This is a genomic window from Cyanobium sp. BA20m-p-22 (genome assembly GCF_024346275.1).
GTDB lineage: Bacteria > Cyanobacteriota > Cyanobacteriia > PCC-6307 > Cyanobiaceae > Cyanobium_A.
Genome location: NZ_JAGQCQ010000106.1, coordinates 1 through 10671 on the forward strand (window position 1 = coordinate 1; position 10671 = coordinate 10671).

General features: G+C 68.3%; 11 protein-coding genes. 8 read left to right on the forward strand and 3 right to left on the reverse strand.

The features are described 5' to 3' along the window. The coding region (locus KBZ15_RS18555) for a DUF697 domain-containing protein (RefSeq protein ID WP_315859873.1) at positions 1-1044 on the reverse strand (1044 nt) is incomplete at its 3' end. Positions 1045-1116: 72 nt separating this feature from the next. On the opposite strand from KBZ15_RS18555, the gene KBZ15_RS10430 reads away from it, so the two are divergent. The 4 genes from KBZ15_RS10430 to trpS are packed head-to-tail and all read left to right on the forward strand — an operon-like array spanning position 1117 to position 4106. Then, positions 1117-2055, forward strand: coding sequence for a cation diffusion facilitator family transporter (locus tag KBZ15_RS10430; RefSeq protein WP_255015155.1), 939 nt, complete (start codon positions 1117-1119; stop codon positions 2053-2055). After that, positions 2048-2560, forward strand: coding sequence for a hypothetical protein (locus KBZ15_RS10435; RefSeq protein ID WP_255015156.1), 513 nt, complete (start codon positions 2048-2050; stop codon positions 2558-2560). The genes KBZ15_RS10430 and KBZ15_RS10435 overlap by 8 nt, the downstream gene beginning before the upstream one ends. Before the next feature lie 17 nt (positions 2561-2577). Further along, positions 2578-3072, forward strand: a complete 495-nt coding sequence (locus KBZ15_RS10440; protein ID WP_255015157.1) for a hypothetical protein — start codon at positions 2578-2580, stop codon at positions 3070-3072. A gap of 5 nt (positions 3073-3077) precedes the next feature. Then, a complete protein-coding gene (gene trpS / locus KBZ15_RS10445) occupies positions 3078-4106 on the forward strand; it encodes a tryptophan--tRNA ligase (protein WP_255015158.1) in 1029 nt (342 codons plus the stop codon). A gap of 27 nt (positions 4107-4133) precedes the next feature. Here trpS and KBZ15_RS10450 read toward each other — a convergent pair whose 3' ends face one another. Beyond that, positions 4134-4580 (reverse strand): TM2 domain-containing protein, encoded by a 447-nt coding sequence (locus KBZ15_RS10450; RefSeq protein WP_197150605.1) that lies wholly within the window; start codon positions 4578-4580, stop codon positions 4134-4136. A 4-nt stretch (positions 4581-4584) separates the two neighbouring features. Continuing rightward, positions 4585-4968 carry a DUF2605 domain-containing protein gene (locus tag KBZ15_RS10455; protein WP_255015159.1) on the reverse strand — a complete coding sequence of 128 codons (384 nt, stop codon included), beginning with the start codon at positions 4966-4968 and terminating at the stop codon, positions 4585-4587. A gap of 149 nt (positions 4969-5117) precedes the next feature. Here KBZ15_RS10455 and thrS point away from each other — a divergent pair, with 149 nt between their 5' ends. The 4 genes from thrS (at position 5118) to KBZ15_RS10475 (ending at position 10533) form a co-directional block, all read left to right on the forward strand. Next, positions 5118-6827, forward strand: a complete 1710-nt coding sequence (gene thrS / locus KBZ15_RS10460) for a threonine--tRNA ligase (RefSeq protein ID WP_255015166.1) — start codon at positions 5118-5120, stop codon at positions 6825-6827. Beyond that, a complete protein-coding gene (locus KBZ15_RS10465; RefSeq protein ID WP_255015160.1) occupies positions 6824-7816 on the forward strand; it encodes a glucokinase in 993 nt (330 codons plus the stop codon). The genes thrS and KBZ15_RS10465 overlap by 4 nt, the downstream gene beginning before the upstream one ends. A gap of 27 nt (positions 7817-7843) precedes the next feature. Beyond that, positions 7844-8848 carry a homoserine kinase gene (thrB, locus tag KBZ15_RS10470; RefSeq protein ID WP_255015162.1) on the forward strand — a complete coding sequence of 335 codons (1005 nt, stop codon included), beginning with the start codon at positions 7844-7846 and terminating at the stop codon, positions 8846-8848. A 107-nt stretch (positions 8849-8955) separates the two neighbouring features. After that, positions 8956-10533 (forward strand): NAD(P)H-quinone oxidoreductase subunit 4, encoded by a 1578-nt coding sequence (locus tag KBZ15_RS10475; protein ID WP_255015163.1) that lies wholly within the window; start codon positions 8956-8958, stop codon positions 10531-10533. Positions 10534-10671 lie beyond the last annotated feature (138 nt).

The following is a 10671-nucleotide window of genomic DNA, read 5'->3' on the forward strand; positions in this document are numbered from 1 at the left end:
CTCCACCACCCCCCGGGCCAGGGAGGCCCTGGCGAGCTCCGCGGCGGCGGCCTGGAGCTGCTCCAGGTTCCAGGGGCAATCCCAAAGCCGGGCCATCTCCTTGAGCATCAGCCCATTGGCCACGGCGAGCACCAGCAGGTCGAGGCTTGGCAGGGGGGCCGCCACCACACCAGCGGCCACCAGCCACTGGGTGCGGCGCTGTAGGGGCAGGAAATGCTGACGTCGCAGGCGCTCGAGATCTCCCTGCCAGCTTGCGTGCAGCTGCTCGAGCCGGCGCAGCTGGCGGGCCTGGCGCAGGCCTGGGGCCCCGCTGGCCAGCTGGGCGGCCAGGGGGGCAAGGCTGGCGGCCAGGGCCTGGGGCTCCCCGTTCCAGAACAGCAGTTGCTGGGCAAGCCCTGGCCCCAGCTGGGAGCGCACCTCCAGGGCCAGGGCCTCGAGGGCCGGCCCCGCCTGGCTGGTTTGCACCAGCAACCAGGCGGGCTGGCCCGCAGGCAGGGCCTCCAGCCAGCGCAGGTCGGCGGCCGAAAGGGGCGTGCGCAGGTGATGCAGCAGGCCATCGCAGGCCTCAAATAGCTCTGGCCAGCGCCAGGCGGCACTCCAGGCCGGCAGGGGGTGGGCCCAGTGCAGCAGCAGGGGCTCGGGGCCCCGCAGCGCCTCCACCAGCACCGGCTGGAGCTCAGCTGGCGGGGGGCTGGTGCCCACCAGGGCCAGCAGCAGCCCGCCACGACCGAGCTCGGCGCGCAGCCCGGCCAGTTGCTCGGCCCGCTGGGGGGAGGCCTCCTCCTCCAGCCGGCCGAACTGGGCCTGCAGCTGCTCCAACCGCTCCAGCCAGCCGGCCACATCGGTGGCCCGGGCTGGCGGAATCCGGCGGGGCCGGCGCAACCACCAGGCTCCCCCCAGCAGAACCGCCAGGCTGAAGCCGGGGGAGAGGGGCAGGTGGCTGAGCCGCAGCAGGGCATCGGTGGCAAGCCACCCCCCCAGGGCCGCTGCCGCGGCCGGTAGCCAGGGCCGCAGGGGGGCCGGGATGGACTGACGCAGGCTCAACGGCTCAGGCTGGGCTGAAGCATCTCTAGCTCAACTTATGGCGCTGCGCCGGCGCCAATACCTTCTAGCTTGATGTTCAGTTGGGGGCGTGCCTTGCCGGCGCCGGGGCTGAACGACAACCGCCTCCAGGTGAAGCGGGTGCTGTTGGTGGCCCTGGCCGTCAACATCAGCATGACCGTGCTGAAGTTGGTGCTGGGCCTGCTCACCGGATCGCTGGCGGTGCTGGCCGATGCCATGCACAGCGCCACCGACGGGTTTTCGAGCCTGCTGGGCCTGCTCACCAACGGCTTGTCCGATCCCGAACCGGACCGGGACCACCCCTACGGCCACCACAAATACGAGGCCATCGGGGCCCTGGCGATCGCCGCCTTCATCCTGTTCACGGCCTTTGAAATCCTGCAGACGGCCGTCGATCGACTGCGTGCCGGGCTCCAACCCCTGCGGCTCGAGGGCCAGGAGTTATGGCTGCTGCTGATGGTGCTGGGCTTCAACATCCTGCTGGCCAGCTACGAGCGCTCCGAGGGCAGGCGGCTGGGCAGCCAGCTGCTCAAGGCCGATGCAGCCCACACCAGCAGCGACGTCTGGACCACCGCCGTGGTGCTGGTTGGGCTCTCCGGGGCGGTGTGGCTGAAGCTGCCCTGGCTGGATGTGGCCCTGGCCATCCCCCTCTGCCTATTGCTGGTGAGGGTGTGTTGGACGGTGCTGCGCACCAATCTGCCGCTGCTGGTCGATCAGATCGCCATTGCCCCAGAGGCGATTCACCAGGCGGCCATGGACGTGCCGGGGGTGCTCAACTGCCACGACATCGCCAGCCGGGGCGTGCTGGGCCAACAAGTGTTCATCGACATGCACATGGTGGTGGATGCCAACGACCTGCCCACCGCCCATCGGATCACCGAGCTAGTGGAGGAACACCTGGAGTCCAGATTCGGCCGGGTGCGCTGCACGATCCACCTCGAACCGCGGGAATACGCCAGCGCTGCGATCACCTTCAAGGGGACCCATGGCTGAGCTGCTGGACGGTCTGACAAGCCGGCAACGCAGCCTGATCCAGGCCTGGGCCGCGGAACTGGAGGCCGCACCAAGCTGGTGCGGCAGCCTGCCGGTGGCCGTGTTGGAGCGCTGCTGGCTGCGGCTGCGGCGGGTGCCCGTGGAGCAACTGGCGACGCTTCTGCCGCCAGATGCCAGTGGCGAGGCGCCTGAACTGGTGCGCTATCGGGGCTGGATCGCAGCCGGCCAGCCGGCCTGGTCGGCCCAGTTGCGCTGCTGGCAGGAATTCGGCCAACCGGCCTGCCAAGAAGCCCTGCGGCACTTCTGGAGCCAGCAGGAGTGGGGCAACCACGGCTGGACCCTGGCCGCCTATCTGCAGTGGCTGGCCACCTATCGGCATCAGTTTGAAGCCGGTGCCAGCCGTGCCCTGCCCCTGATTGTGCTGGCCCGGCCCGGCCAGGCAGGGGGCCATAAACTCCATTGGCTCACCCCCCTGGGCCAGCCGATGCGGCACACTTGCGCCTGATTGCAATGGCTGCGGCGATGGCCGATGACACCCCACCTAGCCAACCCCGCACCGATCGGGGTGGCCGTTCCGGCGGCGACAGACCGGCGGGCAACCGGGAGCCGGGCGGATTCCGGATCCGTCTGAGCGACAACGAAATGCGGGCAGCCCAGGCCATCCAGGAGAGTTTTGGCCTGCGCTCCACCGTGGCCGCCCTGGGCTTTGCGATTCGCACCGTTGCCCAACTGCTCGAGGAGGGCCAGCTCGAAGGGCTGGTCGCCCAGCAGCGGGCCCAGGGGGATCGGCCCCCAGGGGATCGGGCTCCAGGGGAAAGGCCCCAGGGGGAGAGGCGCTCCGGGGCCGGCGATGGCCGGCTCAACCGCCAGGAGCGCGCGCCCCGCATCGACCCCTTCGCCCGGCCCAGCAAGCCCGCGCCTCCCAGTCCTGAGCAAACAGATGGGGCCCTGCCGGCCGAGGAGATTCCAGGCAGTCCAGAGCCCCAGGAGCCCGACTCCGAAACCAGCGAGGGCTGAGGCCGATGCCACGGCCAAGGGTTCTCTCCGGGGTCCAGCCCACCGGGGCCTTGCACCTCGGCAACTGGCTGGGGGCGATCCGCAACTGGGTCGCCCTGCAGGAGAGCCACGACACCTACTTCTGCGTGGTGGATCTCCATGCCATCACCGTGCCCCATGAGCCGGCCAGGCTCGCCGAGGACACCCTGCGCACCGCCGCCCTCTACCTGGCCTGTGGCATCGACCCCCAGCGCGCCACGGTTTTTGTCCAGAGCCATGTCAGCGCCCACAGCGAACTGGCCTGGCTGCTGAACTGCGTCACGCCGCTCAACTGGCTCGAGCGCATGATCCAGTTCAAGGAAAAGGCGATCAAGCAGGGCGACCAGGTGTCTGTGGGTCTGCTCGATTACCCGGTGCTGATGGCCGCTGACATCCTTCTCTACGACGCCGACCTGGTGCCGGTGGGTGAGGACCAGAAACAACACCTCGAACTCGCCCGCGACATCGCCCAGCAACGCATCAACGCCCGCTTCGCGCCAAGGGATGGGGCGGGGGAGCCGATCCCCCTGCTCCAGGTGCCCAAACCCCTGATCCTCCAGCAGGGTGCCCGGGTGATGAGTCTCACCGACGGCACGGCCAAGATGAGCAAAAGTGATCCCAATGAGGGCTCCCGGATCAACCTGCTGGATCCGCCCGAACTGATCAGCAAGAAGATCAAGCGCGCCAAAACCGACCCCACCATGGGACTGGAATTCGGCAACCCGGAGCGGCCGGAAGCCGACAATCTGCTAGGTCTCTACGCCCTGCTGACCGGCAGGAGCCGGGAGCAGGTGGCCGTGGAATGCGGCTCCATGGGCTGGGGCAGCTTCAAGCCCCTGCTGGCCGACGCGGCCGTCGAGGCCCTGCGGCCCGTGCAGGAGCGCTACCTGCACTGGCGCCAGCAGCCCGGAGCGGTCGAAACCGTGCTGCGCGATGGCCAGGCCCGGGCCACTGCGGTGGCCGAGGCAACCCTCGAGCGGGTGCGCCGGGCCCTGGGATTCCTGCCCCCCAGCTGAGCGCACCCGCCGGAGCCGGCCGGCCGCTCACGGTTCCCGGTACACAACCCTGCCCCGCTCGTCATTGCCGACATCGAGCAGCTGGGCGTGGAGCAACCGCTCAATTTCCTGGCGCACCTCAGGGCTCTCGACCCCGGCGGGGAGCTCCAGCTCCAACAGGGCATCGTTGAGGCTGAAGCCCGCCGCGCCACTGCGGCGGGCCAGTTGCACCAACTGCCTTTCCACAGAGAGGCTGGGCTTGAGCGGCAACCAGCTGGCATTGGCCTGGTCGACCAGCTCGGGCATCAACAGCAGATCCACCAGCTGTCCCACAAAGCAGAGACCGAAGGTCAGCAGCCAGAGGGTGCCACTGAGGGGCTTGCGGTTGTAGAGGCGGTGCACCCCGCAGACCCCCACCAGGCCGAGGGCCCAGAGGCCATAGGCCAGGGCCAGATTGCGGCGCTCCGGGGGCGGGAGCCGTCGACTGCTGCCCATATGGCTAAGTCCCGGGGCGTGCAGGCCCCTCGTCATCGAGCGGATCCGGCAGGGACACGCCACTGAGACGCAATGAGGCGGAAAGATCCCACACGCTGACCACCAGCTGGTGCCAGGGAGCGAGGGTTTCCATCTCCAGGGCCATCGGGATCGGCGCAGCTTGGCGCAGGCTGGTAGCGGCGCCGAGCTCCTTGCGGGCCAGCTCGATCCGGGCGCGTAAGGAGCTCTGCTGCTCCGCCGGCATCACCGCCTCGGGGCAATGGTCAAGCAGCACCAGGCCCCGCTCAAACCAGCTGCTGAAGTCGCCCATCAGGGAAGCCAGCAACTGATCGAGCAGCTCCCCATCTGAGGCCGAGGGGGGAAAGGGGAATGGTGAATCAGGTCCCATCTGGCCAGCCTAGGAGCGCTGCGTAGGATTCCAAATCGCCCTGTTGAGCTGCGCGATTCGTGCCCGTGACCACCAGCAGCCCCGAACCAGCAGCGATCACCCTGCCCAAAACCAGCGAAAGTGAGCAGCTGCTGCGCATCCGCCACTCGATGAGCCACGTGATGGCCATGGCGGTGCAGAAGCTGTTCCCCCAGGCCCAGGTGACCATCGGCCCCTGGACCGAGAGCGGCTTCTACTACGACTTCGACAGCCCCGATCCCTTCAGTGAGGCCGATCTCAAGGCGATCAAGAAGGAGATGGTCAAGATCATCAATAGGAAACTGCCGCTCGAGCGCCTAGAGGTGAGCCGCGCTGAGGCCGAACGGCGGATCCAGGCCATCAACGAGCCCTACAAGCTGGAGATCCTGGCGGGGATCAAAGAGCCGATCAGCCTCTACACCCTGGGGGACCAGTGGTGGGACCTCTGCGCCGGCCCCCACGTGGCCAACACCGGCGAGCTCAACGCCAAGGCCTTCGAGCTCGAAAGCGTGGCCGGTGCCTACTGGCGCGGCGATGAAACCAAGGCCCAGCTGCAGCGCATCTACGGCACCGCCTGGGAAACCCCCGAGCAGCTGGCCGAACACCAGCGCCGCAAAGCCGAGGCGAAACGGCGCGACCATCGGCGCCTGGGCACCGATCTGAATCTGTTTTCAATCGAGGATGAGGCCGGCGCCGGGCTGGTCTTCTGGCACCCCCGCGGCGCCCGCATGCGCCTGCTGATCGAAGACTTCTGGCGCCAGGCCCACTTCGATGCCGGCTACGAGCTGCTCTACACCCCCCACGTGGCCGATATCAGCCTCTGGAAGACCTCCGGCCACCTCGACTTCTACGCCGAGAGCATGTTTGGCCCGATGCAGGTGGATGAGCGCCAATACCAGCTCAAGCCGATGAACTGCCCGTTCCACGTGCTCACCTATGCCTCAGCCCTGCGCAGCTACCGGGAGCTGCCGATCCGCTGGGCCGAGCTGGGCACGGTGTATCGCTACGAGCGCCCCGGCGTGATGCATGGCCTGATGCGGGTGCGCGGCTTCACCCAGGACGACGCCCACGTGTTCTGCCTGCCGGAGCAGATCACAGCTGAAATCGTGGCCATTCTCGATCTCACCGAACAGATTCTTTCCACCTTCGATTTCCGCAGCTACGAGATCAACCTCTCCACCCGGCCGGCCAAATCGATCGGCGAGGACGCCGTGTGGGAACTCGCCACCAACGGCCTGATCGGGGCGCTGGAGCGCAAGGGCTGGGCCTACAAGGTCGACGAGGGCGGCGGCGCCTTCTACGGCCCCAAGATTGACCTCAAGATAGAAGATGCCATCGGTCGGATGTGGCAGTGCTCGACGATCCAGCTCGACTTCAACCTGCCGGAGCGCTTCGAGTTGGAGTATGTGGCTGCCGATGGATCGCGCCGGCAGCCGATCATGATTCACCGGGCCATCTTCGGCTCGCTGGAGCGGTTCTTCGGGATCATGACCGAGAACTACGCCGGCGATTTCCCCTTCTGGCTCGCGCCCGAGCAGATCCGCCTGCTGCCGGTGACCGATGAGGTGCGGGGCTATGCCGAGGAGGTGCTGGGCCAGCTGAAGCGGGCCGGCGTGCGGGCCACGCTGGACCAATCCGGCGAGCGCCTGGCCAAATTGATTCGCAACGGCGAGCAAATGAAGATCCCGGTGCTGGCGGTGATCGGCACCACGGAAGCCGAAGGGGGAAGCCTCAGCCTGCGCAGCCGCCGCGAGGGGGATCTGGGCACCATGGCGGTGGCCAAGCTGATCGAAGCCGCCAGCCTGGCCAATGCGGCCCGCTCCGCTGGCCTGCAGCCATGAGCGCCATCCTGGCCGGCGATATCGGCGGCACCAAGACCCTGCTGGCCCTCTACCGGCTAGGCCCGGCCGGGGAACTGGAGCTCCAGCGCAGCGAGCGCTACATCTCGGCCGACTGGAGCGGCCTAGAGCCGATGGTGCGCACCTTTTTGGGCGGGGAAGCCCCGCCCCCGGCGGCCGCCTGTCTGGCCGTGGCGGGGCCGGTGGCGGGGGGCCGGGCCCAGCTCACGAACCTCAGCTGGCAACTCGACGAGGTCAGGCTGCAGATCGAAACCGCCATCCCCCGGGTGGAGCTGGTGAATGACTTCGCCGTGCTGATCCACGGCCTGGCCCATCTGGCCCCGCACCAGCAGGCCCCGATCCGGGCCGGCACTGCCCAGGACCAGGCCCCCCTGCTGGTGCTCGGGGCTGGCACGGGCCTCGGGGTGGCCTATGGGGTGCCCAGCCCGGCCGGCCTGGTGGCCATGGCCAGCGAGGCCGCCCACGGGGAATTCGCCCCCCGCAGCCAGGCCGAATGGGAGCTCAAGCAATGGCTTGGCCGCGAACTGGGGCTGGAGCGGGTGTCGATCGAGCGGGTGGTGAGCGGCACGGGGCTGGGGGATCTGGCGCGCTGGCTGCTGCACTGCCACCATCCCAGCGGGGATCACCCCCTCTGCCACCTGCCCCAACCCAGCGACCTGCCCGCGGCGGTCGCCGCAGCCGCCAGCCAGGGCGATCGCCTGGCGGCGGAAGCCCTTGGGCTCTGGATCAGCTGCTACGGCAGCGTCTGCGGCGATCTGGCCCTGGCTGGCCTCAGCCACGGTGGCATCTGGCTGGCTGGCGGAACGGCCGCCAAACTGCTCGATCAGCTCCGCTCTGCCGGCTTTTTAGCAGCCTTCCTGGCCAAGGGCCGGCTGGCTCCCGTACTGGCCCAGATGCCGATCACGGCCGTGATCGATCCGGAGATCGGCCAGTTCAGCGCGGCCTGCCGAGCACGCATGCTGGTGGCCTGAGACACTGGGCCGAATCGTAGTGTTCGCATGGCGCGCCCCCGGGTAGGCCAAGGGGTTCTGGTTCATGTACCCGCCACCACCGCCAATGTGGGGCCAGGGTTTGACTGCCTGGGCGCGGCCCTGGAACTCGACAATGTCTTCCAGATGCGCTGCATAGAGGGCGGCAGCGAGCGCTTTGATCTGATCATTGAGGGCAGCGAGGGGGCCCACCTGCGCGGCGGACCCGACAACCTGGTGTACCGCTCGGCCCAACGGGTGTGGAAGGAAGCCGGCGAGGAGCCGGTGGCCCTTGAGGCCAGGGTGCGGCTGGCCGTGCCGCCGGCCAGGGGGCTGGGCAGCAGCGCCACCGCGATCGTGGCTGGCCTGATCGGCGCCAATGCGCTGGTGGGGGAGCCCCTCAGCCGCGAGAAGCTACTGGAGCTGGCCATCGATATCGAAGGCCACCCCGACAACGTGGTGCCCTCCCTGGTGGGGGGGCTCTGCATGACCGCCAAGGCCGCCTCCCACCGCTGGCGGGTGGTGCGCTGCGAGTGGTCGAGCGAGGTGCAGGCGGTTGTGGCCATCCCCGCCATCCGGCTCACCACCAGTGAGGCCCGGCGAGCCATGCCCAAGTCCATACCCGTGGGCGATGCGGTGATCAACCTGGGGGCCCTGACCCTGCTGCTGCAGGGCCTGCGCACGGGCAACGGCGACCTGATCACCGATGGCATGCACGACCGACTGCACGAGCCCTACCGCTGGGGCCTGATCCTCGGCGGCCGGGCCGTACGGGAAGCCGCCATCGCGGCGGGGGCCTGGGGCTGCGTGATCAGCGGGGCGGGCCCCAGCCTGCTGGCCCTCTGCCCCAGGCCGGTGGCCGAGGCCGTTGGCCAGGCCATGGTGCGGGCCTGGCACCAGGCCGGGGTTGAATCCCACGCCCACGCCCTGGCCATCCAGCACCGGGGCAGCAGCTGGGAGAACCTGCCCGACCGGAGCCCGGCCAGCCCGGACGAGCCTGGCCCAGGAACAGGCCCTACTCCGCGGAAGCCCTAGGTAGATCTACCTAGCGCCCCCTGGGCAGCTGATACATTGCTCCCGAGACTTGCGGTGCCTGATCCCGGCCCTGCCGAACGTACCCCCAGACCTGCAACCGGGCCGTGATGGACGCCAACTTTGCCCTGCTCGCCGCCTCCAGCGAAGCCAGCTTTCCCTGGCTCAGCCTGATAGTGCTGCTCCCCGCAGCGGTGGCCCTGTTGATGCCCCTGCTGCCAGGCGATGGCAGCGATCCAAAATGGCCCCGCAGCCTGGCCCTGGCCACCCTGGGGGTCGACCTGGCACTGATGCTGGTGTGCTTCAGCCAGCACTTCGACGGGTCGGTCAGCGATCTTCAGCTGGTGGAACGGGTGAGCTGGGTGCCGGCCCTCGGCCTGGAGTGGTCCCTGGCGGCCGATGGGCTCTCGGCGCCGCTGGTGCTGCTTTCTGGGCTGGTGACCCTGCTTTCGGTGGCCGCCAGCTGGAACATCAAGAGCAAAACCCGCCTCTACTTCGCCTTGATGCTCGTGCAGGCCTCGGCCCAGGGGCTCGTTTTCCTCTCCCAAGACTTCCTACTCTTCTTCCTGGCCTGGGAGCTGGAACTGGTGCCGGTCTACCTGCTGATCGCCATCTGGGGGGGCAAGCAGCGCCAGTACGCCGCCACCAAATTCATCCTCTACACCGCCACTGCCTCCCTGCTGATCCTGCTCAGCGGCCTGGCCCTGGCCTTCTCCGGCGACAGCTTCAGCTTCAACCTCACGGAGCTCTCAACCCGCTCCCCCGGCGGCAGCTTCGGCCTGCTCTGCTATCTCGGTTTCCTGGTGGGCTTTGGCGTCAAGCTGCCCATGTTCCCCCTGCACACCTGGCTGCCCGATGCCCACGGTGAGGCCAATGCGCCGGTGTCGATGCTGCTTGCGGGGGTGCTGCTGAAGATGGGCGGCTATGCCCTGCTGCGCTTCAACGTGCAGATGTTGCCGGAGATCCACCTGCAGCTGGCCCCAGCTTTGGTGGTGCTGGGGATCGTCAACATCGTCTACGGGTCCCTAAATGCCTTTGCCCAAGACAACGTCAAACGGCGAATCGCCTGCAGCTCGGTGAGCCACATGGGCTTCGTGCTGCTTGGCATCGGGGCGATCGATGCCCTCGGCATCAGTGGCGCCATGTTGCAGATGATCAGCCACGGCCTGATCGCCGCGGCCATGTTCTTTGTCACCGGGGTGTTCTACGAGCGCACCGAAACCCTCTCAATCCCGAACATGGGCGGTCTGGCCAAGGCCCTGCCGATCACCTTCGCCTTCTTTCTGGCCAGCTCCCTGGCCTCCTTGGCCCTGCCGGGCATGAGCGGTTTTGTCAGTGAAATCACCGTGTTTCTCGGCATCACCGCCAACGACGGCTTCACCATTGGCTTCCGCGTGATCACGATCGTGCTGGCCGCCATCGGCCTGGTGCTGACCCCGGTGTATCTGCTCAGCCTCTGCCGGCGGGTCTTCTTCGGGCCCCGGATTCCGGCCCTGGCAGCCATCGGCGACATGCGCCCCAGGGAACTGCTGATCGGCCTCACCCTGCTGGTGCCGACCCTGGCCATCGGCTTCTGGCCGCGCCTGGCGATCGACGTCTACGAAGCAACCACCAACGGCCTGGCGGAGCGGCTCCAGGCCACCGCCCTCCTGGCAACCGCCCTGCAGAGCACCGCCCAGATCGGCTGAAATGGGAGCAGTCACCCCAGCCGCCATGCTTCAAACAGCTGTCCCGCCCCTTCTGGCCGGCCGGGGCCTGCCCCAGTTTGGGGCGATCACAGCGGAGCAGGTGGAGCAGGCAATCCCCCTGCTGCTCGAGGAGCTGCA